The organism is Bordetella petrii, assembly GCF_017356245.1.
GTDB lineage: Bacteria > Pseudomonadota > Gammaproteobacteria > Burkholderiales > Burkholderiaceae_B > Bordetella_A > Bordetella_A petrii_D.
Genome location: NZ_JAFMZZ010000004.1, coordinates 1,022,664 through 1,047,133, shown reverse-complemented (window position 1 = coordinate 1,047,133; position 24,470 = coordinate 1,022,664). Strand labels below are relative to the sequence as shown.

The following is a 24,470-nucleotide window of genomic DNA, read 5'->3' as shown; positions in this document are numbered from 1 at the left end:
ATCTTCGCGCCCGGCGCCGCGGTATTCGCCCTGCGTGCTCATACGACGGCTCCTTGCGGTTGGGCGGCCACGCGGGCGGCCTCGAAACAGGCCACCACGTGGTCGCCGCCATGCGCGTCCAGGCCGGGGATCTCGCGCCGGCAGCGCTCGGTGGCGTAGGCGCAGCGGGGGGCGAAACTGCAGCCCTGGCCCAGCTCGCTGGGCGCGGGCACCATACCCGGAATTTCGGCCAGGCGATCGGCCGAGGTATTCATCGACGGCATCGAGGCCATCAACGCGCGGGTGTACGGGTGCAGGGGCCGGTCGAACAGCTCGGCCACCGGCGCCTCTTCGACCTTGCGGCCGGCGTACATCACCACCACGCGGTCGCAGCATTCGGCCACCACGCCCAGGTCGTGCGTGATCATCACGATGCCCATGCCCAGCTTCTGCTGCAGCGAGCGCAGCAGGTCGATGATCTGCGCCTGTATGGTCACATCGAGCGCGGTGGTGGGCTCGTCGGCGATCAGCACTTCCGGATTGCAGGCCAGCGCCAGGGCGATCATGACGCGCTGGCGCATGCCGCCCGACAACTGATGCGGGTATTCGTGCACGCGGCGCGCGGGCTCGGCGATCTGCACCAGCCGCAGCATTTCTTCGGCGCGCCGGTAGGCATCGCGGCGGCTGGCGCCCTGGTGCACCATGACGGTCTCGGCGATCTGCCGGCCCACGGTCAGCACCGGGTTCAGCGAGGTCATGGGTTCCTGGAAGATCATCGAGATGCGGTTGCCGCGGATCCGCCGCATCTGCTTTTCGGTCAGGTCCAGCAGGTTGGCGCCGCGATAGCGCACCTGGCCGCCGGCGTAGCGGCCCGGCGGCGTGGGCACCAGGCGCAATATGGACAGGGCCGTGACGCTCTTGCCGCAGCCGGATTCCCCCACTACGCCCAGGGTGCGCCCGGCCTCTACCCGGTACGACACGCCATCCACCGAGCGCACCGTGCCGGCCACGGTATCGAAATAGGTCGACAGGTTGTCGACTTCCAGCAAGGGCGTGCCGGCCTGGGCCGGCGACGCTGAAGATACGGCCATCGCGGTCTCCTACAAGCGGTTGGCCAGGCGCGGGTCCAGCGCATCGCGCAGGCCGTCGCCCATCAGATTGATCGCCAGCACGGTCACGGCCAGCAGAATGCCCGGATACAGAATCGTGTAGAAGGCCACCGCCACGAAATTGCGGCCCTCGGCCATCATGTTGCCCCAGCTGGGCACCTGCGCCGGCACCCCCACGCCCAGGAACGACAGCACGGCTTCGGTCAGCACCGCGGTGGCCGCGATGAAGGTGGCCTGCACGATCAGCGGCGTGATGGTGTTGGGCAGCACGTGGCGCCACAGAATGACGGGCAGCCGCGTGCCGATGGCATGCGCCGCCTCGACGAACAGCTGTTCGCGCAAAGTCAGCGCCAGCGAGCGCACCAGGCGCACCACGCGCGGGATCTGCGGCACCGTGATGGCGATGATCACGGTTGTCAGGCTGGCGCGGATCACCGCCATCAGCGCGATGGCCAGCAGGATGTCGGGAATGGCCATCATGCCGTCCATGATGCGCATGATCACCGCGTCGGCCCAGCGCACGAAGCCCGCCAGCAGCCCCAGCACCACGCCCAGCAGGCTGGCCAGCACCGCCACGCAGACCGCCACCACCAGCGAGACCCGGCCGCCCCACACGGCGCGGCTGTACACATCGCGACCCAGCGCGTCGGTGCCGAAATAGTGCTCGGCCGAGGGCGGCTTCAGGCGCTGCAGCGGATTGATGGCCAGCGGATCATGGGTGGCTATCCAGGGCGCGGCCAGCGCAATGGCCGCCATCAGCAACAGCAGCAGCATGCCCAGCAGCAGCGTGGGATGCTTGCGTATCCAGCGCCAGCGCCGCGCGCCGGCCGACAGCGCCTGGTGCACCACGGCCGGGCTGTCCACCGGAGAAATCGTACTGTCGGACATTCGGGTCTTCCGGAAAGCAGGTCAGTAACGGATGCGCGGATCGAACAACCGGTAGCTCAGGTCGATCAGCAGGTTGATCAGCACGTAAGTGCCCGCCGAAATCAGCAGCACGCTCTGGATCACCGGGTAATCGTGGTGTTCCACGGCGTCGATCACCAGGCGCCCCAGGCCGGGAATGGCGAATACCGTCTCGGTGACCACCACCCCGCCGATCAGCAGGGCGATGCCCACCCCCACCGTGGTGGCGATGGGAATGGCGGCGTTGCGCAGCGCGTGCTCGAGCACCGGCAGCACCGCCAGCCCCTTGGCGCGGGCGGTGCGGATGTAGTCTTCATGCAGCACTTCCAGCACCGTGGCGCGCGTCATGCGGGTGATCAGGGCGATGTACACCAGAGCCAGGTTCACGCACGGCAGTATCAGGTTGCGCAGCCACGGCCACACGCCGTGCGACAGGCTGGTGTAGCCCTGCACCGGCAGCCACTGCAGCTTGACCGCGAAGCCGTAGATCAGCAGGTAGCCCACCAGGAACACCGGCACCGAAAAGGCCAGCACCGCGAACATCATCACCAGCCGGTCCACCCACGAGCCGGCGCGGTATGCGGCCAGCACGCCCAGCGGGATGGCGATCAGGATCGACAGCGACATGGTCAGCGCCGCGATCGACAGCGTCGGCTCGACGCGCTGCGCCAGCAAGTGGGTGACCGGCACATGCGTGAAGATCGACGTGCCCAGGTCGCCCTGCAGCAGCCGCCCCGCCCACAGCATGAACTGGCGCCACAGCGGCTCGTCCAGGCCCAGCGCCGTATGCAGGCGCGCGATGTCTTCGGCGGTGGCGAAATCGCCGGCGATCAGCGCGGCCGGGTCGCCCGGCGACAGGTGGATCAGCAGGAAGGCGATGACGGCCACCACCAGCATGACCGGCACCACCGACAGCACGCGACGGATCAGGTATCCCATGACGGCTCCGCCAGGACGCGAACGGACGCGGGCTTCACTTGTCCAGCACCCAGACGTTCGGCACGCTCCAGGCCAGGTCGAGGTTCTTCAGCGACTTGTCGGCGGAGAAAGTGCGCGAGAACTGGCCCACCGGGATATTCGGGAAGGCCTGGTAGGCGCGCTCCTGGAAGCGGTCGAGCAGCTGCTTGCGCTGGGCCGGATCCACCGCGGCGATCCATTGCGCGCGCAGGGCATCGAGTTCCTTGTCGCAGGGCCAGCCCGGCAGCGTGTTGCCGCAGCTGGCGGCCAGATAGGTGTTGTTCAGCGGCGAGTTCACGTTGAACTCGGACGCCGACGACAGGAACACATTCCAGCCGCCCTGGTTCAGCGGCGACTTCTTGCTGCGGCGCGCGGTCATCGAGGCCCAGTCCATCGACTGGATGTCCAGGTTCATGCCCAGTTCCTGCAGGGCCTGGACGGCGACCAGCGTGGCCGAATTCAGGTAGGTGGGCGTGGTGGGCAGCATCACGACGATTTTTTCGCCCTTGTAGCCCGACTCGGCCAGCGCCTGCTTGGCCGCGGCCAGGTCGGGCTTGGCGTACGGCTTGGAGCCGGCGTCGGTGGCGTTGGGCGAGCCGCAGATGAAGAAGGTGGCGCAGTAATCGCGGCGCAGGTCGGGCGGATACCCCATGGCGGCCACGAACTTGGCCTGGTCGATCACGTGCGCCACCGCCTGGCGCGCCTTGATATTGTTGAACGGCGGCAGCGCCTGGTTCAGCACCATGTAGGCCTGGTTCTGCTCGATGACGCCCACCTTGATGCCGGCTTCGGCGCGCAAGGGCTCGATGTAATCGGGCGGCGTCTGCTCGATCATGTCGACTTCCTTGTTCTTCAGCGCGGCCACGGCGCTGTTGGAGTCGGGCAGCACCACCCATTCGACGCGGTCGACATGCGAGCGCTTGCTGCCGGCCAGGCCCGACGGCGCTTCGCTGCGGGCAACGTAGCCGGGGTTGCGCACGAACACCACCTTGCTGCCCGGCAGCCATTCATCGCGCTTGAACAGATAGGGGCCCGAGCCCACCACTTCGGTCAGGGGACGGTCGGCCGGCATCTTGGCCAGCCGTTCGGGCAGGATGAACGCCGGGTAGCTGGACACCTTGGCCAGGCCGTCGAGCACCAGGCCGAACGGGCGTTCGAGCGTCAGCGTGAAGGTCTTGTCGTCCACGGCCTGCCACTTGCCGCCGGCCGCGCTCAGGGCGCGGCCGATGTTGTCGCGCGCCGTCCAGCGCTGCAGCGAGGCCACGCAGTCGGCCGCCTTCACCGGCTGGCCATCGCTGAACTTCAGGCCGTCGCGCAGGACGAAGGTCCAGGTTTTCTTGTCTTCCGAAGCCTTGTAGCTGTCGACCATCTGCGGCTGCGGCTCGCCCTTGGCATCCATGGCAAACAAGGTGTCGTACACCATGTAGCCGAAATTGCGCGTGATGTAGGCGGTGGTGAAGGTCGGGTCCAGCACCTTCAGGTCGGCGTGCGGCACGATGCGCAGCGTCTTGTCCTGGGCCTGCGCGCCGGCCGGCGCCAGCACGCAGGAAACAGCCAGCGCCGTGGCGGCAAGGGCGGTCAGCAGTCGGTTCTTTTTCATGGAGTCATTCTCCTGGGTATGTCGAATACTTCAATGGGTATGTCGAATACTGCTGGATGGGCCGCCGGCTACAGCGGCCACTTGGGCAGGCGGATTTTCTTGTACGGCAGGGTCTTCCAGTCGGGCGTGGCCACCCCGCGGCCGCCCACGTAGATGACGTGCCGCGCCACGGTCGAGAACGACGCGTAGAAATGCTGGGCCGATTTCACCACCACGATCTTCCTGGCGGACAGGTCGCAGTCGAGCTGCGTGAACAGGTTCACATTGATAGCCTGGTTGCGCACCGAGGTCAGCACGATCTCGATGCCCTGCGCCTCTACCAGCGCGCAGTCGCCCATTGCCGCGGGCGCTCCCGACAGGCCCGTCATGACCATGTCGCGCTTGAGCGCCTTGACCGTACAGCTCACGTCCACCGGATCGCCCGACAACGGGCCGATCTTGCCGCCCAGCCGCATCGGCAGAGTTGCGCCGGGCTGCGCGTCGAAAGCGATGCGCACCGCCACCGGATCCCACAGCGGGCCCAGCGCCACATTGCCGATGCCGCGCTCGAGCAGGCGGCGCAGAATGAAAGTGGAATCGCCGGGCGCGCCGCTGCCGGGGTTGTCGGGGCGGTCGGCCAGCACCACCGGCCCGCCATCGAATGCCAGGGCCTCGTCCAGCGCCTCGTCGATGCTGCGGTAGGGCACCATCAACTGTTCGCGCAGCCCGATCAGTTCGTCGGCCAGCTGGCGGGCCAGCCGGGCGGCCGCATCGGCGTCGCCGTCGCTGTACACCAGCACCTTGGTGCCCATCTCGGGCACGTCGCCGGTGGCGAAGCCCTGCGCCACCGATATCGACAGGATGCCGTCGCGGCCTTCCATTTCCTGGATGCGGCGCACAAAGCCGCGGGCCGGATCGCGCGAGGTGTGCATGGGCACGATCATTTCACAGTCGACCAGCGCGGCCCTGGGCGCGATGCGGCCTTCATGGGCCGCCACGCACAGGGTGACCAGCTCTTCGGCGCGCTCGCGGATATCGGTATGCGGGTATTCCTTGAACAGCACCAGCACGTCGGCCTGCTCTACCATGGCCGGCGTCAGGTGCGCGTGCGGATCGAGCTCGGCGCCCACGACCACGCCGGGGCCGACCAGGGCGCGCACGCGCGCCAGGATGTCGCCTTCGCAATCATCGTAGCCGTCGGCCACCATCGCGCCATGCAGACCCAGCAGCACGATATCGACCGGCATGGCCCGCCGCAGGTCGGCCAGCAGTTCGTCGCGCAGGGTCTCGTACGCCGCGCGGGTGGTGGTGCCGCCGGGCTGCGCCGACGTGACCATGCCTTCGTGCAGCTCCCAGCCCAGCGGCTTGCCGCGCAGCCGGGCCACGTACAAGGGCGCCCCGGCGAAGGTGACGGTATCGGGATGGGTGCCGGCGGGGTAGTAGTCGCGGTCGCGAAACGATGCCAGGCTGGTGGGCATCGGGGCGAAGGTATTGGTTTCCGTTCCCAGACCGCCACTGAATACGCGCATGATCGTCCTCTGCAAGCGGGAGAAGGACATGCGCGCCAGGACGCGGCGCGCCGGCGCGGGCCGGCGCGGCTGCATGCCGTGCCGCAGTGCGCGGCACGGGCCTGAATCATGTTTTCCCCCTGGGATTGTTGTTCAATCGGGAAAAGCCCCGCCTGCGGGTCGCGGCGGTCGCGTTATCGTCATCGCCCGCATGAACGGGCCGATGCAAGGCTCATCATGCAATCGTGCCCTGGCGCGGCACAAATAGCAAACGCAGCAGTACTCATAACCTTTTGGCATGGGGACCGCGGCGCAATGACCGCCTGGCGGCTCGCCTCAAGAAGCCTGCGCGGGGCCGGCGAGTTCGGCGATCAGGCGGCCCACGGCGCTCCAGTCGTCGTCGGCATGGCCGGTGTTGCACAATGCCTCGAGCCACTGCAAGGTGGCCGCGGCCATCGGCAGGCAGGCGCCGGCATCGCGCGCGGCATCCATCGCCAGGCGCAGGTCTTTGCGCATCAGGCCGGCGCGGAATCCCGGCTTGAAGTCGCCCTGCAGCAGGCGCAGCGCATTCTTCTCGAGAATGGCGCTGCGCGCCGCGCCGCCCAGCAGGGCCTCGCGCACGGCAGCCGGATCCACCCCGCTGCTGCGCGCCAGCGAAAATGCTTCGGCCACGCCCAGCATCACCGCGCTGACGGCTACCTGATTGCAGGCCTTGGCCACCTGCCCGGCGCCGTTGCCCCCCACACGCACCACGCGCGAGGCGATCGCCTGCAAGTACGGCAGGCACGCGTCGAAGTCCGCCTGCGCGGCCCCCACCATGCAACTGAGCGCGCCCTGTTCGGCGGCCTGCTGCCCTCCGCTGACCGGCGCGTCCAGCAGCGCCACGCCCTGTTCGGCCAGGCGCCGGGCATGGCAGCGGGTGGCCGACACCGCAATGGTGCTGGTGTCGATCACATAGCTGCCGGCAGGCAGCGTCGACGCCAGGCCCTGGGGGCCGAACAGCACGGCTTCGACCGCCGCGGTGTCCGACAGGCACAGCATCGCCACGTCTACCATGCCGCCCAGCTCGGCCGGCGTGGCGGCGCGGCGGGCGCCCGCCGCGGCCAGCGCGGCCTCGGCATCGCGGCCGCGATTGTGCACCACCACCTCATGGCCGCGGCGCAGCAGCGATGCGGCCATGCCGCGCCCCATGATGCCCAGGCCGATGAATCCGATGGCGCCAGGCTTGGTATGCGATGTCATGATGCGAGTCTCCTGTCCGGGAAATGCGCGGCCGGCTACTTGCGGGCCGCGCGTATGGCTTCGAGCGAATTGCCGATCAGCACGTAGCTGTCGTTGATTTCTTTCTGGAAGGCGGGGCCGTCGGCATAATCCGTGGTCAGTCCGCTGCGCTCGGCGTAGGCTTTCCACGACGGGCTCTGCAGGGCATCGTGGAATACCCGGTTCAGGTAGCGGTACACCGGCTCGGGCAGGCCCGCCGGCGCCAGCAGCCCCTTCATGTTGTCCAGCGCAATGGGATAGCCCAGCTCGGTCATGGTGGGGGTATCGGGCAGCGCCGGCACGCGCGACTTCGAAAACAGCGCAATGGGACGAATCTTGCCGGCGTCGATCAGACCGCGCACTTCCTCGGGCGCGCCGAAGGCCATGTCGATCTCGCCCGCGGCCAGCGCGGTCAGCGAAGCGGCGGCCCCCTTGTAGGGCACATGCAGGAAGCGCAGCCCGCTATTGGCCTCGAAGGCCAGCATGGTCGAGTGGAACAGGCTGCCGTTGCCCGTGGAGCCGTAGCTCAGCGCCTCGGGCTTGCCCTGCGCGGCGGCGATCAGCGCCTTCATGTCGCGATAAGGCGAGTTCACATTCACCGCCAGCACCGAGGGCAGGCGCGCCGCTTTCAACACAGGCGTGAAATCGCGGCGCGGGTCGTAAGAGATTTTCTGGTGGTTGCCCACGGACGTCGTTTCGCTGCCGCCGCCCACGAACAGCTTGTAGCCGTCAGGCTTGGCCGCGGCGATCTCCTGGGCGGCCAGCACGCCGGCCACGCCGGGCTTGTTGATCACCACCACCGGCACCGGCACGGTGTTCTTGACCGCCTCGGACAGCTGGCGGGCGATCTGGTCGGCCGAGCCGCCCGGCGCGAAGCCGACCAGTATCTCGATGGGATGGGTGGGGGTCCAGTCCTGCGCGGCGGCGGGGCTGGCCAGGGCGGCGGCCAGCGCGGCGCCGGCCAGCCATTTGAAGGCGGTGCTCATGAGTGTCTCCTCCGCTTCCGGGAAGCAGGGTTGTCGTTATAGGCCCAGGCACTCTAGCAACAACGATACTCAGAAGAAAGTGATAAATTTCCCTCGACTTTCATCGATTTCAGGCATCAATGCCGTGCCGGCCGGGCGGCGCGCCAGGACAGCCCGCATGACCTTCAAGCAACTCGAAGCCTTCTACGCCGCCGCGCTGTCCTCCAGTTTCGCGGCGGCGGCGGCGCACATCCATGTATCGCAGTCGTCGTTGTCCAAGCGCATCACCGAGCTGGAGGCCGACCTGGGCAAAACGCTGTTCGACCGCAGCGGCCACCGTTCGGTGCTGACGCGCGAAGGCGAGACCCTGCTGCCGCTGGCGCGCGAGATGCTCAGCGCCGCCAATCGCGCGCGCGCCGCCGTGGGCACCGACGACGGCCTGCAGGGGGTGTGCCGCTTCGGCATGGGCGAACTGGCGGCCATGAGCTGGCTGCCCAAGTTCGTGGCCCGCTGCCGCAAAGACTATCCCGAACTGCGCCTGGAACCGCATGTGGACGTGGGCCAGAACCTGGAGCGCCGGGTCGAGGCCGGCGAACTGGATTTCGCGGTGGTGGCGGGCTGGTCGTCGCGGCCCTCGATAGCCTCGCACACCATCGCCGAGGTGCGTTACACGTGGGCCGGCGCGGCCGCCCAGCTCGACGGCCTGCGCGTGCTGACGCCCGCCGGCCTGCAAGGCATGACGGTGATCACCATGCCCGCGGGCGCGGGGTCGACGCGCATCTTCGAAGCCTGGCTGCAGGAGAACAACCTGAGCGTGTCGCGCCAGCTGACCTGCAACAACATGGGCGCCATTGCCGGCATGGTGGCGGCCGGCGTGGGCGTAGGGTTCTTTCCGGAAGGCTGGATGCGCACCCTGTACGACAAGCACGCCATCCGCGCCATCGAGAGCGACCCGCCGCTGCGGCGGCTGCATTATTCATTCCAATGCCGGCGCGACGACATCCGGCCGCTGGTCACCGCCATGCGCGAGCGCGTCATAAGCGAAGTCGACTTCGCGGCCCCCCACCCCTTGTGGTGATGGCAGCGCGCCGGACAGGCGCCGGCTACATCAGGCAGGGCAGGCTGTCGAAATCGGCCGCCTGGGTCGCCAGCCTGCGCAGCTGCTGCACCATGGGGCGCGTATCGTCGCGCCGCCATTGGAAGGTGTAGGCCAGGGGCCGCAGCGGCGGCAGCCGGCCCAGCTCTTGCAGGTGGCCGCGCCGGACCAGTTCGGCCGCCCAGGCGCGCGGCAGAAAGCCGATGCCCAGGCCTTCTTTCAGCAGGCCCGCCACCGCGCCCAGGTTTTCGCAGGTCATGCGCCGCCCCGCGGCCACCTGGTGTTCAACCAGCCATTCATCCAGGATGCGCACCGTGCCGGCGCTGTTGGGCAGCGTCACCAGCGTCTGTCCGGCCACATCCTGCGCGCGCAGCGGCCGCTCTCCGGGGTACAGGCTGGGCGCGGCCACCCACACGAACTGCACCTGGCCGATGCTGTGCGAGGCGATGGCGGTGCGCGTGGACGGCCCGGCAATGATGGCGAAATCCAGTTCGCCGTCTTCCAGCCGGGTTTCCAGCAGCTGGCCCAGGCTGGCATGCGGCTCTACCGACAGGTCGGGATGCGTGCGCTGGATCAGCGAGATCAGGCGCGGCATCCAGGTCAGCGCGGTCAGCTCGCCCGCGCCGAAGCGGCAGCGCCCCGACAGCGTGCGCGCGTCGTTGGCCCGGCTCATGAAATGTTCGGCGCTGTGCAGCACGTCGCGGGCGTGGGCCAGCAGGCGGTCGCCCAGCGGCGTCAGCACCGCGCTGCGGCTGTCGCGGTTGAACAGGGCGGCGCCGATGGCCGATTCCAGTTCGCCGATACGCTTGGACAACGATGACACCGAGATATTCAGGCGGCCGGCCGCCACCGAAAAATTCTTGCAGGTGGCCGCCCAATAGAAGGCTTCGAGCTGCTTGAGCGTCATGACACTTGAAAAAAATAGAATGGATTTCACCAAATAAATTCGCTTTATTCTAACTTTTCGGCCCGCTATAGTGCGTCCATCCCGCCCGCCGACCGGGCATGCCTGCCGGAACCGCCATGACCCTGCCCGCCGAACCGAGCCCGTCGCCCGACCGGCCCCGCCCGCCCTATGTGCCGCCGCGCCCGGTGCGCCATTTCCTGTCGCTGCACGATTTCGAGGCCGCGGCGCGGCGCCACCTGCCCCGCCCCATCTTCGAGTATGTGGCCGGCTCGGTCGAAGACCGCCAGGCCGAGCACGACAACCGCAATGCGTTTTCCCGCTACGGCTTCCGCACCCGCGTGCTGGTGGACGTATCGGCCCGGCGCCAGGACATCGAACTGTTCGGCCAGCGCTACGCCTCGCCCGTGGGCATCGCCCCCATGGGCATCGCCGCCCTGACCGCCTACCGCGGCGACATCGTGCTGGCGCGCGCCGCGCGGGCGGCCGGCGTGCCCTGCATCATGAGCGGCTCGTCGCTGATCCGCCTGGAAGAAGTGATGGACGCCGCCCCCGGCACGTGGTTCCAGGCCTACCTGCCCGGCGACGAATCACAGATCGGCGCGCTGATCGACCGCGTGGCGGCCGCCGGCGTGCAGACGCTGGTGCTGACGGTGGACACGCCCGTGCAGGCCAACCGCGAAAACAACGTGCGGGCCGGCTTCAGCACGCCGCTCAAGCCCGGCCTGGGGCTGGCGTACCAGGGCCTGACGCATCCGCGCTGGCTGCTGGGCACATTCCTGCGCACGCTGGCCCGCCACGGCATGCCGCACTTCGAGAACAACTACGCCACGCGCGGCGCCCCCATCCTGTCCAAGCGCGTGCTGCGCGATTTTTCCGACCGCGGCCACCTGACCTGGACCCACGTGGCGCAGATCCGCCGCCGCTGGCAGGGGCCGATGGTGGTCAAGGGCATCCTGGGCGCGGCCGATGCGCGGCGCGCGCGCGAACAGGGCATGGACGGCATCATCGTGTCCAACCATGGCGGCCGGCAGCTCGACGGCGCGGTGTCGCCGCTGCGCGTGCTGCCCGAAATCCTGGAACAGGCGGGCGGCATGGCGGTCATGCTCGACAGCGGCGTGCGGCGCGGCACCGACGCCATGAAGGCCCTGGCGCTGGGCGCGCACGGCGTGTTCGTGGGCCGGCCCTTCAACTACGCCGCGTCGGTGGCGGGCGAAGACGGCGTGCGCCATGCCTTGCAGCTGATGCGCGACGAGATCGCCCGCAACATGGGCATGCTGGGCATTACCTGCCTGCAGGAACTCGACCGCTCGTTCCTGATGCCGCTGGATTGACGCCGGCGCGGCACACCCACCCGGACACGCGCCGGGCAATGTCGCCGCTGTTGTCGTCCATCATCAGCATGTGGGAATTGCCGCGCACGCCCATCTCGGCCAGCCGCCAGGTTTCGACAGCGGCGCCCTGGGCCGCCAGGGCCTGGGCGTACTGGCTGCCCGAGGCCGCCAGGCGCTGCCACAGCGGCGTGGCGTCCAGGTAGTCGCCGTACACAAACAGGAACGGCTTGCCGGCAACCGCCGGCCCCAGCACCGGCTCGGCAAAGCCCGAAGGCTCGATGGCGACCACGCCGCGCACCAGCGCCGGCCGTTCGTGCAGGGCGCGAAACGCCACTTCGCCTCCATGGCTGTGCGCCACCACCAGGCAGGGGCCGACGCGGTCCAGCACCGCGCACAGGCCGCGCAGGGCCGCATCGTTGTTGCCCACCCAGCGCGGCACGGCATGCTGGATGAACATGTCGAAGGCGGCCAGCGGGAACCGTAGCCCATCGAAGCCGCGCCGCTGCGCGAAGCCTTCGGGCGCCCCGAAACGGAACAGCGACCAGCTTTCTTCGGCATTGCGGATGATGGGCGCATCGGGCCAGACACTGCCGAACGGCGCCCAGCCGGCGCGGCCGCGCTCGACGTTGTCCACCACATACACCGCATGCCCCAGGCGCAGCAGGTGCTGCAGCCAGCCCGGCCGGCCGTCGGGCGTGGTTTCCCACATGGCGCCGGTCATGCCGCCGCCGTGCAGCAGCACCAGCGGCAAGGGCTGGCTGCGCCGCGCGGGCACGAAGTACTGCACGTAGGCCTGTTCGAAGTGGTAGTGCCCATTGGGGTCGTACTGCAGCGACGCCGTGCGCGTGAACGCCACGCTGCGCACGGGTTCGCCCGCGATGCGCACCGGCCTGCCGCCGGCAAAGAAGCTGCCGAAGTCGGCCAGTTCCAGCGGCTGCGTCATGGCTTGGCCAGCGGGCACTGGCTTTGCGCCAGCGGCCAGGCCAGCGCCTGGCCCGGAATGGTGCGCACCACGCGGTAGTAGTCCCAGGGCTGGCGGGATTGCGCCGGCGCCTTGACCTGCGCCAGCAGCATGTCGCGCACCACCAGCCCGTCGGCGCGGATGCGGGCGTTCAGGCTGAAGGCGTCGTCGATGGGCAGCGCCTTCATCTTGGCCATGACGGCCTGGCTGTCGGTGGTGCCCGCCGCCTGCACGGACTTCAGGTAGTGGCGCACGGCCCCGTACACGCCGGCCTGCAAGAAGGTGGGAGGATGGCCGACGCGCGCCTGGAATTGCTTGCTGAATGCGCGCGTGCCGTCATTCATGTCCCAATAGGACGGCACGGTCAGGTAAGTGGACTGCGCCGCCTGCAGGCCCAGGCTGTGCACGTCCGTCAGCAGCAGCAGCATGGCCGCCAGCTGCTGCCCGCCCTGGCCGATGCCGAACTCGGCGGCCTGCTTGATGGCCATGATGGTGTCGCCGCCGGCGTTGGCCACGGCCACGATCCGCGCCTTCGACGCCTGCGCCTGCAGCAGGAACGACGCGAAATCCGATGCGTTGAGCGGGTGATACACCGTGCCCAGCACCTTGCCGCCGTTTGCGGCGACCACCGCCGTGGTGTCGGCGGCCAGCTGCTTGCCGAACGCGTAGTCCGACGCCAGGATGAACCAGGTCTTGCCGCCTTCCTGCACCACGGCGTCGGCCGTGCCGCGCGACAGCGCATAAGTGGTGTAGGTCCATTGCACGCCATAGGGCGAACACTGCGCCTGCGTCAGCGCCGTGGTGCCTGGGCTGGAAAAGATCACCAGCTTTTTCTTTTCGCGCGCCACGGCCTGCACGGCCAGAGCCACGGACGAATTGGGCACATCCACGATCACATCCACGCCATCGGCGTCGTACCACTGGCGCGCCATGCTGCTGCCGATATCCGGCTTGTGCTGGTGGTCGCCCACCACCAGGGTGACAGGCTTGCCCAGCACCTTGCCGCCCATTTCCTGGATGGCCATGCGGGCGGCCTCGACCGAGCCCTTGCCGGTGGCGTCGGCCGTTACGCCGGCCATGTCGGTCAGTACGCCGATCTTGACGCCATCGGCGTCATTGGCGCGGGCCAGGCCTGCCGCCCCCAGGGCCAGGCACGCCAGCCAGGCCGCGGCGCGGCGGCTTGCGGAATTTTTCATGATTGATGTCTCCCCCGTCGCGGCGCCGCGCGCACATGCGAGCGGCCCCGGCCCGCATAAAGTACGGCGAAAGCCCGGGCCGCGCAATGGCCCGGTCAGGGTGTGGGCGCGGCGCGCAGGTCGGCCAGGAAACGGTCCTTCCAGGCCGCGAGGTCGTGCGTGCGTAGGCCCTGCAGCAAACTGCGGTGGCGTTCGGCGCGCTCGGCCAGCGGCATGCGCAGCGCCCGGTCGAGCGCAAGCGCCATGTCTTCCGGATCGTACGGATTCACGATCAGCGCGGCGTCTTTCATCTGGCAGGCGGCGCCGGCGAACTGCGACAGCACCAGCACCCCGGGGTCGTCCGCCGGCTGGGCGGCCACGTATTCCTTGGCCACCAGGTTCATGCCGTCGCGCAGCGGCGTCACCAGGCCGACCTGCGACGCCCGCAACAGCGGCATCAGGGTCGCCCTGGCGTACGAGCGGTTGATATAGCGCAGCGGCGCCCAGCCCAGCTCGCCCCATTTGCCGTTGATGCGGCCGGCGGAGCGGTCCAGTTCGCGGCGGATCTCGCGGTACCCCTGCACATCCGAACGCGACGACTGCGCCAGCTGCACGAACGACACATGGCTGCCATGATCGGGCTCGATTTCCAGCAACTGCTCGAATGCCGCGAAACGTTCCAGCAGACCCTTGCTGTAGTCCAGCCGGTCGACGCTGATGATCAGCTTGCGGTCGGCCAGCCCGAGCTTCAGCGCCACCACCTGGCTGGACCCCTTCTTGCCCGCCATGGCCGCCACGTCGTCCACGTCGATGCCGATGGGATAGGTGCCCACCTTCAACCGGCGTTGCGCCGTGCGCAGGCCGCCGGCTTCCTGCCCGGCTCCCAGGTGCCGCGCGCAGTATTCGCTGAAGGCCTGCGCGTCCGTCTCGGTCTGGAAACCCGCCACGTCATAGGCGCACATGGCCTGCGCCAGCGCCTGGTGCGGCGGAATCGTCCTGAATACCTCGGCGGCGGGAAAGGGAATGTGCAGGAAGAAGCCGATGCGGTTGCGCACGCCCAGCTCGCGGCAATAGCGGCCCAGGGCCAGCAGGTGGTAATCGTGCACCCAGACCACATCGTCGGGACGCAGCAGCGGCGCCAGCCGGCGCGCGAAATCGCGGTTCACCCGCAAATAGCCTTCGTAGTCGGCGCGGCGATAGCGCTGCAGGTCCGGCCGGTAATGGAACACCGGCCACAGCACCGCATTGGAAAACCCCCGGTAGTACCGGTCATAGTCGTGCTGCGCCAGCGGAAAAGTGGCGTACGTGACGTTGTCGCGCGTCATGGTCGACAGCGGGGCATCCGCGCCCGCGCCGCCGATCTCGCCGTTCCATCCCAGCCAGGTGCCTCCCGAATCGCGCAGCGCATCGTGCACGCCCACAGCCAGCCCGCCGGGCGCCCGCGCTCCGACGGGCAGGGCAACGCGGTTCGATATCACAATCAGCCGACCCATATATCTTCCTGTCTTGTATTGGCGGCCCGGCCTATGGCTCGCGCCGGGCGCCCAGCCTCCGCAGCCAGCCGGCCAGTGCTTGCGGGCCGTCCAGCCGCCACATGGCCGAACTGGGACCCGCGCCGATCTTGATGCCGTAGCCGCCGCCCTGGCGGGCCGCGATGAACCCCGCTTCGTCGGTCAGGTCGTCGCCGACCATTACCGGCACGCGGCCGGCATAGGGCGCCTCGCGCATGAAGGCCCGCAAGGCGCTGCCCTTGTCGATGCCGCGGGGCCGCAGCTCGAACACCATCTTGCCCGGCTGCACATCGAAGGCGGGCGCATGGCGCGCCGCGATCTCGCGCACTGCTGATTCCACGCGCGCGGCCATGCCGGGCGCCGCGCGGAAATGCACCGCCAGCCCATGGCCCTTGGGTTCGACCCAGACGCCCTGCCAGCCCGCCACGCGCTGGCGCAGCTGCGCCCTTGCCGCGCCCAGGCCCGGCGCAGCCGGCGCCTGCGCCACCACGCCATGGCGATCGCGGCGTTCCGCCCCATGGCCGGCGGCATACGGCAGCACCAGCGGATGCAGCAGGCGGTCCAGGTCGATGCCGGGCCGGCCCGACAATATGGCCAGCGCGCCGCCCAGGGCCTGGTCGAGCCGCCGCAGAATATCCAGCGTGTCGGGAGGAACCGACACCAGATCGGGATCGGGTTGTATCCCGGCCAGCGTGCCGTCCAGGTCCAGGAACAGGGCAATGCTGCCGGGATGCGGCACAGCGGGCTCCTGCCCTCCCTCTGGCAAGGCTTCCGACCGCGGCAAGAAGGCATCCTGCTTGCTGTGCATAGGCTCCCATCCGGCCGCCCCGCGGGGCGGCGCCTGGCGCATAATCGGCCAAGTGTGCAGTTTTCAACATACGGCAGATTCACCGGGTTGCGCAATGACACTCCGATTCATCACCTGGCTGCGCCGCCGCGCCACGGCGATCCGCAACCGATGGCGCTGGCGGGCGCACCTGGAAAACGGGTGCATCGTTGCCGTCCAGCCCGAAGGCGACCAGTGCAGCGTGCCGCTGGCAGACCTGCGGGCCATCGTCATCGAGACCAACGACACCGGTCCGTTCGGCGACGACTGCTGGTGGCAATTGCACCGGCAAGCAAACGGCGTGCCTGACTGCGTGTTTCCGCAAAGCGCCATCGGCAGCCAGGCCGTGGTGCAGGCACTGACCGAACTGCCCGGCTTTGATCACATGGACATGCTGATGGCCATGGGGTCGGTCGAAAATGCCCGCTTTCGGGTGTGGGTCCGTGCGCCGGAAAACTGAACAGGCCGCAGGCCGGCCCGAAGCGCTACCGCGCCATGCACTGCTTCCAGCGTCCGTGCACCCGGTCGGCAAACCACGCCGTGGTCAGATTGCGCGTGATCTTCGGGCTGGACAGCTTGATGCCGGGCAGCACGGCGCGCGGCACGCGCTTGCCGGCGTCTTTGTCGGCCAATTCGAATACGCGCCGGTACAACCGGGTGTCTTCGAATTCCAGAGTGCCGCCCTTTTCGAGTTCCGGCCGGATGCGGGCCTCGTTGATGTCCAGCCGCCGCCGGATTGCCCGCACCGCGCGTTCGGTGCGGCTGGGATCGATCGACCCGTGTATCAGCAGGTCGCCATCCAGGGCCAACTCGATGCCGGACAGGCGGCTGACCGCGGCCTGGAAGGCCGCATTGCGGCTGGCATACCAGCCCGCGTTGAAATCGGCGAACCGGTACAGCACCGAGTCGTAGCGGGCCGGATACCCCAGCAGGTGCGCGATGCCGAAGTACATGCCGCCGCGCCGCGTGAAGACCTCGCGGCGGATCGAGTCTTCGACTTCGTATGGGTAGTCTTGCGCATGCGCCTCGGCAAAGGCGATGCTGACCTGCATGGGGCCGCCGGTATGAACCGGGTTCAGGCCGCCGAACAGCTGCCGGCCCATGGGCACCATGCCGATGAAATCTTCGAAGATTTCGCTCAGCTGCTTTTCGGTGCGCACCGCGTCCAGCCGCTGGTTGTAGGTTTTACCGGTGGGCGACTTCACGTTCAACGCGGCATTCACCAGGAATGACGGCACATGCATGGCCTGCGTGCGGCGCTCGATCTCGCGCCGTGCAATGCCCGGCAGCCCCGGCACCACGGGGTCGGCGCGAAACGAGGATTCCTGCTCGGTGACGGCCACCACGGCGCACAGATTGGCCCGACTGGAATCCAGGCCTTGCGCGGTAAAGGCCACGGCGATGTCGCGCGCCCAGCCTGCGCGGTCGGGCACCTGGGCCGGCAGCAGGCGCTGCAGGTCGGCGCGTATGGCACTGGCGCCGCGGGTGGGTTCTTCGGGGATCTGGGTGGCGCAGCCAGCCAGCAGGACCAGCAGCAGCGCGCCCGCCCAACGGGCCTGGCGCAATGGGATGCGGGCAAGGGCGGATCGAAGCATGCGGGAGATTCTACCTGCGAATTTCAGCGCGCCGGCACGCGGCAGCGGAAGATATGAACTCGCGCGCATAAGGTCGTGCGCGCCATTTTATTTACCTGCTGATTACTTGACCCTGAAACCCGACTCATACACTCAAGCATCCGTACCCATTTCTTCGGGAAGCGCATAATGGTCCGGGTCTTCCCTAATGGAAGGCTCCAGCGATCTGTCGTTGGTGCTGTCTCAAGCTCGTAGTCCGTGTTTCCAGAATGCATGTTCTCAGTTGGGCGAGACAGCAGGAAGCAAACCTCGGAGAGTCATATGACAGAAGATACGCGGCCGCGCAGGCGATTCCTGCAGCAGGCATTGGCGCTGGTCCCCGCCTCGACGCTGGCGGGCGGCGTGGCGGTGACGCAAACGGCCTGTAGCAGCGAGACCGAACATGCGGCCGGCCCCGCCAAGGCCTATGAGCCCACCTACTTCACCCAGGAAGAATGGGCCTTCATCCACGCCGCGGTCGACCATCTGATTCCAGACGACGATTACGGCCCGGGCGCCATCGCCGCGGGCGTGCCCGAGTTCATCGACCGCCAGATGGAAACGCCCTACGGGCACGGCAAGCTCTGGTACATGCAGGGCCCCTTCCACCCCGATTCAGTCCCCGAGCTGGGCTACCAGATCAACCAGACGCCGCGCGACGTCTACCGCCACGGCATTGCCGCCTGCGACGCCTGGAGCAGGCAGGCTCACGGCAAGCCCTACGCCGAGCTCGACAAGCCCCTGCAAGAGCAGGCGCTGAAAGACATGCAGCTCGACAAGATCAAGTTCGATACGGTGCCCGCGTCCACCTTCTTCAGCCTTTTGCTGGCCAACACCAAAGAAGGCTTCCTGTCCGACCCGATGTACGGCGGCAACAAGAACATGGTGGGCTGGAAGATGGTGGGCTTCCCGGGCGCGCGCGGCGATTTCCTGGACTGGACCGACCAGCCCAACGCCAAGTACCCCTACGGCCCGGTCTCGATCTCGGGCGAAAAGGGGTAAGCCATGGCCATCAAAAAAGATAAAGTCGATGCGGTGCTGGTGGGGTTCGGCTGGACGGGCGCCATCATGGGCCAGGAACTGACCGACGCCGGCCTGCACGTGCTGGCGCTGGAGCGCGGCGCCATGCGCACCACCGCGCAGGACGCGCCCTACCCCAAGGTGCTGGACGAGCTGGCCCATTCGGTGCGCGGCAAGCTGTTCCAGGACCTGTCCAAGGAAACCGTCACGATCCGCCACGGGATCGACGACGTGGCCGTGCCTTACCGCCAGAACGGCTCGTTCCTGCTGGGCGACGGCGTGGGCGGCGCGGGCTTTCACTGGAACGGCATGCACTACCGCGTGCTGCCCGAAGAGCTCGAGCTGCGCACCCGCTACGAAACGCGCTACGGCAAGGATTTCATCCCGGAAGGCATGACTATCCAGGATTTCGGCGTCACCTACGATGAGCTCGAGCCGCACTTCACCCAGTTCGAATACGTGTGCGGCACGTCGGGCAAGGCCGGCAACCTGAACGGCCAGATCGTCGAGGGCGGCAACCCCCACGAAGGCCGCCGCAGCAAGGAATACCCGCTGCCGCCGCTGACCACCACGCTAAGCGCGCAGCTGTTCGAGAAGGCCGCCCGCGAAGTGGGCTTCAACCCGTTCCCGGCGCCCGCGTCCAACGCATCGGGACCCTACACCAACCCCTACGGCGTGCGCCTGGGTCCCTGCAATTTCTGCGGCTTCTGCGAGAACTACGGCTGCTACATGTATTCCAAGGCCTCGCCGCAGACCACCATCCTGCCGGTGCTGCTGAAGAAGCCCAATTTCGAGCTGCGCACCCATTCGCACGTCATCAAGGTGAACCTGGATTCCACCGGCAAGAAGGCGGTGGGCGTCACGTACATCGACGCGCAGGGCCGCGAGATCGAACAGCCCGCCGACCTGGTCATCCTGTCGGCCTATCAAATGCACAACGTGCGCCTGCTGCTGCTGTCGGGCATCGGCAAGCCGTACGACCCCAAGACCAATGAAGGGGTGGTGGGTAAGAACTACGCGTACCAGATGAACGGGTCGGTCAGCGTGCTGCTGCCCAAGGGCACGCAACTCAATCCGTTCATGGGCACGGGCGCGGGCGGGGTCAGCATGGACGACCTCAACGGCGACCAGTTCGACCACGGCCCGCTGGGCTTCCTGGGCGGAGCCAGCATCCGCCACGTGCGCACCGGCGGGCGCCCGATCAAGCAGGCGGCCACGCCGCCCGGCGCGCCGTCGTGGGGCACGGCCTGGAAGGGCGCCGTGCAGGATGCCTACCAGCGCTACATGGCAATCGGCATGTCCGGCTCGGTGATGTCGTACCGCGACGCCTACCTGTCGCTGGACCCCACCTACAAGGACATCTACGGCCAGCCGCTGCTGCGCATGACCTTCGACTGGCACGACAACGAGTTCAAGATGCTGGCCTATATGGGCGACCGCATGGAAGACGTGGCCAAGGCGATGAAACCGGAAAAGCACTTCCGGGGCGTGCGCAAGAAGGGCTCGCACTACGACACCCGCATCTACCAGAGCACCCACAACACGGGCGGCGCCATCATGGGGTCGAACCCGAAAGAGAGCGTGGTCAACAAGTATCTGCAGTGCTGGGACGTGCCCAACGTGTTCGTGATGGGCGCCTGTGCGTTTCCGCAGAACATGGGCTACAACCCCACCGGCCTGGTGGGCGCGCTGGCCTACTGGTCGGCGCAGGCCATACGCGAGCAGTACTTGAAAAACCCCGGCCCGCTGGTCCAGGCTTGAGGAGGCGCGCAAGATGATCAAGCACACCATCATCACGGCCGGCCTTGCCTTGCTGGCGGGCCCGGCCTGGGCCGCCGAAGGATCCGGCCAGGCCGACGCCCAGCTGCTCAAGCAGGGCGAGTACCTGTCGCGCGCGGGCGATTGCATCGCGTGCCACACGGCCCAGGGCGGCAAGCCGTTTGCCGGCGGCCTGGGGCTGGACTCGCCGCTGGGCACCATCTATTCCACCAACATCACGCCGGACAAGGACACCGGCATCGGCAACTACACGCTCCAGGATTTCGACCGGGCCGTGCGCCACGGCGTGGCCAGGGACGGCCATTCGCTCTACCCGGCCATGCCGTACACGGCCTATGCCCGCATATCGCCGGACGACATCAAGGCGCTGTACGCCTATTTCATGCACGGCGTGCAGCCGGTCAACCAGGCCAACAAAGACACCGACATCGTCTGGCCGCTGTCGATGCGCTGGCCGCTGGGGGTGTGGCGCTGGATGTTCGCGCCCGACGCGGTCGATGCCGCCCCGGCCAGCCAGGCGGCCGACCCCGGGCAGGCCGAAGTGCTGCGCGGCAAATACCTGGTGGAAGGGCTGGGCCATTGCAGCACCTGCCACACGCCGCGCGGCTTCGCCCTGCAGGAAAAAGCCCTGACCGACGCCGACGGCACGGCCTTTCTGTCGGGCGGCGTGGTCGAGGGCTGGCTGGCCAAGAACCTGCGCGGCGACGCCACCGACGGCCTGGGCAGCTGGTCCAGGGAAGACATCGTGGCGTTTTTGAAAGCCGGCATCAACAACCATTCCGCCACGTTCGGCGGAATGTCGCAGGTGGTGTCCGACAGCACCCAGCACCTGACCGATGCCGACCTGAACGCCATCGCGGCCTACCTGAAGACGCTGTCGCCGGTGAACAAGGACGCCACCCAGCCCCTGGCCTACGATGCCTCCGCCGCCCAGGCGCTGCGCACCGGCAAGGACCAGGGCGAAGGGGCCATCACGTTCCTGAACAACTGCGCCGCCTGCCACCGCAGCACCGGCAAGGGCTACGCGCAGACTTTCCCGCAACTGGCGCTGAGCTCGACGGTCAACTCGGCCGACCCGACCTCGCTGATCCACATCGTGCTCAAGGGCGCGCAACTGCCGGGCACGGCGGCGGCGCCCACGCCCTACGCGATGCCGGGCTTCGACTGGCGCCTGTCGGACCGGGAAGTGGCCGCGGTGGTCAGTTTCGTGCGGTCGAGCTGGGGCAACAAGGCGTCGGCGGTCAGCGCCGACGAGGTGGCCAAAGTGCGCAAGGACGTCGGGGCCGCGCCCCAGCCCCGCGCGCACGGCAACTGACGCCACGGCGCCTCCAGGCACCTGACGCCCGCGGGCGTCGGGTGCCGCGGGCACAAGGTTTGCGTCAGGCCACGCTCACGCCACCACTGGCCGCAGCCCGCCACCAATACCTTGAAGCGTACCGCACCCGCCCGGCGCTCTCCTGCGCATCAGGCTTTTCAGTTGTTGAAACAGCAGACGACCGCCTGCCGCGCAGTATTGGCGCTCGACGACATCCGGCTGCCGCTGCAGACGGCAGCCGCGGTGCTGCTGGCGTACGCCTGCATGAGATGGCGGGATTTGCCCGAGATCGCCTGGGGCGCATTCTCGGCGCTGTTCGTCGTAAGAGCCAGCGTAGAGGGCACGATCGGCGAGGCAACCGGCCGCATACTGGGGGCCTTGATCGGGATAGCCCTCGGCGTCTCGCTAGTGCTGCTGTCCCGGTTCGCGGAACTGGCGCCCGCCTGGGGCATCGCCTGCGGGGTGGGCCTGGCGGGCTACATTTCCATACGCTGGCCCATGCTCAGCTACAGCCTGGTCACCGTGACCATCCTGACCGTCACGCCGGACAGCGACATCGTTGCCGGGGCGATGCAGAAAACCATCGCCATCGCCATCGGCTCGGCGTCGGGCATCCTGGCCGCCGCCGCCGTGCTGCCGCTGTCGGCGCACCGCAACGTGTGCATCAACCTGGCCGCCTCGGTCGAGGCCTATGGCGACTTGCTGGCGCAATGGGCCGCGGCGTTCGGCCGCGGCGGGCGGCGCCCCCGCCTGTACAGCAAGACCGCCATGGAACAGGCGCGCCGCCGCGCGCGGGACATGTCGTCGCAGGCGCGCACGTTTCCGCTGGACATACTGTACCGGCACACGCTGGTCTACCAGCTGCATGACCGGGTGGAGCGATTGTGGCGCACCGCCGGGCTGATGGAACGTGCGGGCAGCCTGCCGCTTTCGGACCGGGTCCGCGGGCAGCTGGGCCCGGCGCTGGAAAAAGTCGCCGCGGCGGCCGGCGCGCAAATCGATGGCCTGGCGCAGGCCTTGCGCCGAGACGGCCGGGCCGCGATGCCGGGTCGGCAGCGCACGCCGCTGCAGCGCCTGGATGAAATCATCGAGGCGGCCGCGCGGCGGCAGAGTCTGGATGCGGCGGACAGGGAAGCGATAGAGGTCATCCGCTGGGCCTGGTGGGAAGTCGCCCAGGAGCTGGATTCGCTTGCCGATCACCTGGACAGCCAGCGTGCCCGGGCCAGGCGCCCGGGCAAGGGCCGATGACCCTCGCCGAGGGTCACTCGGACGCGCGCTGAGCGAAATGCTCGCGCGTCAGCTTCACCACCACGGGCGACAGCATGATCAGCGCAATCAGGTTGGGCACGGCCATCAAGCCGTTCAGGGTGTCGGCCAGCAGCCAGGCAAAATCCAGCTGCGCAATGGCGCCAAACGGCACGGCAACGACCCATATGATGCGAAACGGCAAGATGGCGCGCACGCCCACCAGAAATTCCCAGCAGCGCTCGCTGAGGTAGCTCCAGCCCAGAATGGTGGTGAACGCGAAGATTGCCAACGCAATGGCGATCACATAATGGCCGACGCCGGGCAAGGCAGCCTCGAAGGCCGACGACGACAGCACCGCGCCGCTGTCGCCGCTGGTCCACAGGCCCGAGCACACGATGACCAGACCCGTCATGGTGCAAATGACGATGGTGTCGATGAACGTGCCGATCATGCCGATCATGCCCGAACGTACCGCGCTGTTGCTGGTGCCGGCAGCCTGGACGATGCCGGCGGTGCCCAGCCCCGCTTCGTTCGAAAAAATGCCGCGCGCCACGCCGTATCGCATGGCGGCCATGACGGCCGCGCCGGCAAAGCCGCCAGTGGCCGCCACAGGCGAGAACGCGTGCGTGAAGATCAGCTGCAACGCCGCCGGAATGGCGTCGGCCATCAAGACCAGCGCGGCAACCGAAGCAACGATGTAGGCAATGCACATGAAAGGCACCAGCGCCTCGGCCACCGCGCCGATGCGCCGGATGCCGCCCAGCACCACCAGGCCGATCAGCACCATGGTAACCACGCCGGTCACCCAGTCGGGCACGCCGAACGAAGCCTGCAGCGCGTCGGACATGCTGTTGACTTGCACCATGTTGCCGATGCCGAATCCGGCCAGGCCGCCAAACAGCGCGAACAGCCATCCCAGCCATGCCCACTTGGGCCCCAGGCCGTTGCGTATGGCATACATCGGGCCGCCGGTGAATTCGCCGCGCGGATCTTTTTCGCGGTAGTGCACGGCCAGCAAGACTTCGCTGTACTTGGTGGCCATGCCGACCAGGGCGGTCACCCACATCCAGAACAGGGCGCCCGGCCCGCCCAGGAAGATGGCAGTGGCGACGCCCGCGATATTGCCGGTGCCCACGGTGGCGGCCAGGCTGGTCATCAGCGCCTGGAAAGGGCTGATCTCGCCCGTATCGTCGCCTTTCCTGGCCCGGCTGCGCCAGGCCAGCCGAAAGCCGGCGGCGATCTTGGTCAGGGGCATGAAGCCCAGGCGCAGCATCAGGAACAAGCCGGTGCCGAGTATCAGCACCAGCATGGGCGGCCCCCATACCAGGCCATTGAGGCCATTGACCACTGTGTCCAGCAATTGCACGGTCGTCTCCTGTTGAAATGGGCCGGCCGCAGGAGGACTTGGCCTACTGCGCGGCTCCG

General features: G+C 68.1%; 21 protein-coding genes. 7 read left to right on the top strand and 14 right to left on the bottom strand.

The features are described 5' to 3' along the window. Window positions 1-38: 38 nt before the first annotated feature. The 7 genes from J2P76_RS23055 to J2P76_RS23025 form a co-directional block, all read right to left on the bottom strand. Window positions 39-1,070: an ABC transporter ATP-binding protein gene (locus J2P76_RS23055; protein ID WP_207410391.1), complete on the bottom strand. Its 1,032-nt coding sequence runs from the start codon at window positions 1,068-1,070 to the stop codon at window positions 39-41. Window positions 1,071-1,079: 9 nt separating this feature from the next. Continuing rightward, a complete protein-coding gene (locus J2P76_RS23050; protein WP_207410389.1) occupies window positions 1,080-1,976 on the bottom strand; it encodes an ABC transporter permease in 897 nt (298 codons plus the stop codon). A gap of 21 nt (window positions 1,977-1,997) precedes the next feature. Next, window positions 1,998-2,933, bottom strand: a complete 936-nt coding sequence (locus J2P76_RS23045) for an ABC transporter permease (RefSeq protein ID WP_207410387.1) — start codon at window positions 2,931-2,933, stop codon at window positions 1,998-2,000. 34 nt (window positions 2,934-2,967) lie between these two features. Next, window positions 2,968-4,551: an ABC transporter substrate-binding protein gene (locus J2P76_RS23040; RefSeq protein ID WP_207410385.1), complete on the bottom strand. Its 1,584-nt coding sequence runs from the start codon at window positions 4,549-4,551 to the stop codon at window positions 2,968-2,970. Window positions 4,552-4,619: 68 nt separating this feature from the next. Beyond that, on the bottom strand, window positions 4,620-6,059 hold the full coding sequence (locus tag J2P76_RS23035) for a M81 family metallopeptidase (RefSeq protein ID WP_207410383.1): 1,440 nt from the start codon (window positions 6,057-6,059) through the stop codon (window positions 4,620-4,622). A gap of 315 nt (window positions 6,060-6,374) precedes the next feature. Beyond that, window positions 6,375-7,280: an NAD(P)-dependent oxidoreductase gene (locus tag J2P76_RS23030; RefSeq protein ID WP_207410381.1), complete on the bottom strand. Its 906-nt coding sequence runs from the start codon at window positions 7,278-7,280 to the stop codon at window positions 6,375-6,377. Between the two features lie 35 nt (window positions 7,281-7,315). After that, window positions 7,316-8,284 (bottom strand): Bug family tripartite tricarboxylate transporter substrate binding protein, encoded by a 969-nt coding sequence (locus J2P76_RS23025; protein WP_207410379.1) that lies wholly within the window; start codon window positions 8,282-8,284, stop codon window positions 7,316-7,318. A gap of 157 nt (window positions 8,285-8,441) precedes the next feature. Here J2P76_RS23025 and J2P76_RS23020 point away from each other — a divergent pair, with 157 nt between their 5' ends. Continuing rightward, complete coding sequence (locus J2P76_RS23020) at window positions 8,442-9,341, top strand: LysR family transcriptional regulator (protein ID WP_207410377.1); 900 nt, start codon at window positions 8,442-8,444, stop codon at window positions 9,339-9,341. 25 nt (window positions 9,342-9,366) lie between these two features. Here J2P76_RS23020 and J2P76_RS23015 read toward each other — a convergent pair whose 3' ends face one another. Continuing rightward, on the bottom strand, window positions 9,367-10,266 hold the full coding sequence (locus J2P76_RS23015; protein WP_207410375.1) for a LysR family transcriptional regulator: 900 nt from the start codon (window positions 10,264-10,266) through the stop codon (window positions 9,367-9,369). Window positions 10,267-10,382: 116 nt separating this feature from the next. Here J2P76_RS23015 and J2P76_RS23010 point away from each other — a divergent pair, with 116 nt between their 5' ends. Continuing rightward, on the top strand, window positions 10,383-11,597 hold the full coding sequence (locus J2P76_RS23010; protein ID WP_431603446.1) for an alpha-hydroxy acid oxidase: 1,215 nt from the start codon (window positions 10,383-10,385) through the stop codon (window positions 11,595-11,597). Here J2P76_RS23010 and J2P76_RS23005 read toward each other — a convergent pair. From J2P76_RS23005 to otsB, 4 genes are all read right to left on the bottom strand, one after another. Next, entirely contained in the window at window positions 11,548-12,540 is a 993-nt protein-coding gene (locus J2P76_RS23005; RefSeq protein ID WP_207410371.1) for a hypothetical protein, read from the bottom strand. The two genes, J2P76_RS23010 and J2P76_RS23005, sit on opposite strands and share 50 nt — an antisense overlap. After that, complete coding sequence (locus J2P76_RS23000) at window positions 12,537-13,754, bottom strand: ABC transporter substrate-binding protein (RefSeq protein WP_207410369.1); 1,218 nt, start codon at window positions 13,752-13,754, stop codon at window positions 12,537-12,539. The genes J2P76_RS23005 and J2P76_RS23000 overlap by 4 nt, the downstream gene beginning before the upstream one ends. A gap of 95 nt (window positions 13,755-13,849) precedes the next feature. Further along, on the bottom strand, window positions 13,850-15,226 hold the full coding sequence (locus tag J2P76_RS22995) for an alpha,alpha-trehalose-phosphate synthase (UDP-forming) (RefSeq protein ID WP_207410367.1): 1,377 nt from the start codon (window positions 15,224-15,226) through the stop codon (window positions 13,850-13,852). Window positions 15,227-15,257: 31 nt separating this feature from the next. Then, window positions 15,258-15,983, bottom strand: coding sequence for a trehalose-phosphatase (gene otsB, locus J2P76_RS22990; RefSeq protein WP_207410358.1), 726 nt, complete (start codon window positions 15,981-15,983; stop codon window positions 15,258-15,260). 163 nt (window positions 15,984-16,146) lie between these two features. On the opposite strand from otsB, the gene J2P76_RS22985 reads away from it, so the two are divergent. Beyond that, complete coding sequence (locus tag J2P76_RS22985) at window positions 16,147-16,530, top strand: hypothetical protein (RefSeq protein ID WP_207410353.1); 384 nt, start codon at window positions 16,147-16,149, stop codon at window positions 16,528-16,530. A 25-nt stretch (window positions 16,531-16,555) separates the two neighbouring features. Here the strand turns inward: J2P76_RS22985 and J2P76_RS22980 are convergent, their stop codons facing one another. Further along, window positions 16,556-17,665 carry a DUF1615 domain-containing protein gene (locus J2P76_RS22980; protein ID WP_207410352.1) on the bottom strand — a complete coding sequence of 370 codons (1,110 nt, stop codon included), beginning with the start codon at window positions 17,663-17,665 and terminating at the stop codon, window positions 16,556-16,558. A gap of 300 nt (window positions 17,666-17,965) precedes the next feature. Here J2P76_RS22980 and J2P76_RS22975 point away from each other — a divergent pair, with 300 nt between their 5' ends. The 4 genes from J2P76_RS22975 (at window position 17,966) to J2P76_RS22960 (ending at window position 23,045) form a co-directional block, all read left to right on the top strand. Then, window positions 17,966-18,685 (top strand): gluconate 2-dehydrogenase subunit 3 family protein, encoded by a 720-nt coding sequence (locus J2P76_RS22975; protein WP_207410351.1) that lies wholly within the window; start codon window positions 17,966-17,968, stop codon window positions 18,683-18,685. Window positions 18,686-18,688: 3 nt separating this feature from the next. Next, complete coding sequence (locus J2P76_RS22970) at window positions 18,689-20,464, top strand: GMC family oxidoreductase (protein WP_207410350.1); 1,776 nt, start codon at window positions 18,689-18,691, stop codon at window positions 20,462-20,464. Between the two features lie 13 nt (window positions 20,465-20,477). Then, on the top strand, window positions 20,478-21,797 hold the full coding sequence (locus J2P76_RS22965) for a c-type cytochrome (RefSeq protein WP_207410349.1): 1,320 nt from the start codon (window positions 20,478-20,480) through the stop codon (window positions 21,795-21,797). Between the two features lie 165 nt (window positions 21,798-21,962). Next, complete coding sequence (locus J2P76_RS22960) at window positions 21,963-23,045, top strand: FUSC family protein (RefSeq protein WP_242697651.1); 1,083 nt, start codon at window positions 21,963-21,965, stop codon at window positions 23,043-23,045. A gap of 13 nt (window positions 23,046-23,058) precedes the next feature. Here J2P76_RS22960 and J2P76_RS22955 read toward each other — a convergent pair whose 3' ends face one another. Then, window positions 23,059-24,411: an alanine/glycine:cation symporter family protein gene (locus J2P76_RS22955; protein ID WP_207410348.1), complete on the bottom strand. Its 1,353-nt coding sequence runs from the start codon at window positions 24,409-24,411 to the stop codon at window positions 23,059-23,061. Window positions 24,412-24,470: the final 59 nt, after the last annotated feature.

Coding starts and splice junctions, on each gene's coding strand:
- J2P76_RS23055 (WP_207410391.1), bottom strand. CDS start 1,070: ATGGCCGTATCTTCAGCGTCGCCGGCCCAGGCCGGCACGCCCTTGCTG.
- J2P76_RS23050 (WP_207410389.1), bottom strand. CDS start 1,976: ATGTCCGACAGTACGATTTCTCCGGTGGACAGCCCGGCCGTGGTGCAC.
- J2P76_RS23045 (WP_207410387.1), bottom strand. CDS start 2,933: ATGGGATACCTGATCCGTCGCGTGCTGTCGGTGGTGCCGGTCATGCTG.
- J2P76_RS23040 (WP_207410385.1), bottom strand. CDS start 4,551: ATGAAAAAGAACCGACTGCTGACCGCCCTTGCCGCCACGGCGCTGGCT.
- J2P76_RS23035 (WP_207410383.1), bottom strand. CDS start 6,059: ATGCGCGTATTCAGTGGCGGTCTGGGAACGGAAACCAATACCTTCGCC.
- J2P76_RS23030 (WP_207410381.1), bottom strand. CDS start 7,280: ATGACATCGCATACCAAGCCTGGCGCCATCGGATTCATCGGCCTGGGC.
- J2P76_RS23025 (WP_207410379.1), bottom strand. CDS start 8,284: ATGAGCACCGCCTTCAAATGGCTGGCCGGCGCCGCGCTGGCCGCCGCC.
- J2P76_RS23020 (WP_207410377.1), top strand. CDS start 8,442: ATGACCTTCAAGCAACTCGAAGCCTTCTACGCCGCCGCGCTGTCCTCC.
- J2P76_RS23015 (WP_207410375.1), bottom strand. CDS start 10,266: ATGACGCTCAAGCAGCTCGAAGCCTTCTATTGGGCGGCCACCTGCAAG.
- J2P76_RS23010 (WP_431603446.1), top strand. CDS start 10,383: ATGACCCTGCCCGCCGAACCGAGCCCGTCGCCCGACCGGCCCCGCCCG.
- J2P76_RS23005 (WP_207410371.1), bottom strand. CDS start 12,540: ATGACGCAGCCGCTGGAACTGGCCGACTTCGGCAGCTTCTTTGCCGGC.
- J2P76_RS23000 (WP_207410369.1), bottom strand. CDS start 13,754: ATGAAAAATTCCGCAAGCCGCCGCGCCGCGGCCTGGCTGGCGTGCCTG.
- J2P76_RS22995 (WP_207410367.1), bottom strand. CDS start 15,226: ATGGGTCGGCTGATTGTGATATCGAACCGCGTTGCCCTGCCCGTCGGA.
- J2P76_RS22985 (WP_207410353.1), top strand. CDS start 16,147: ATGACACTCCGATTCATCACCTGGCTGCGCCGCCGCGCCACGGCGATC.
- J2P76_RS22980 (WP_207410352.1), bottom strand. CDS start 17,665: ATGCTTCGATCCGCCCTTGCCCGCATCCCATTGCGCCAGGCCCGTTGG.
- J2P76_RS22975 (WP_207410351.1), top strand. CDS start 17,966: ATGACAGAAGATACGCGGCCGCGCAGGCGATTCCTGCAGCAGGCATTG.
- J2P76_RS22970 (WP_207410350.1), top strand. CDS start 18,689: ATGGCCATCAAAAAAGATAAAGTCGATGCGGTGCTGGTGGGGTTCGGC.
- J2P76_RS22965 (WP_207410349.1), top strand. CDS start 20,478: ATGATCAAGCACACCATCATCACGGCCGGCCTTGCCTTGCTGGCGGGC.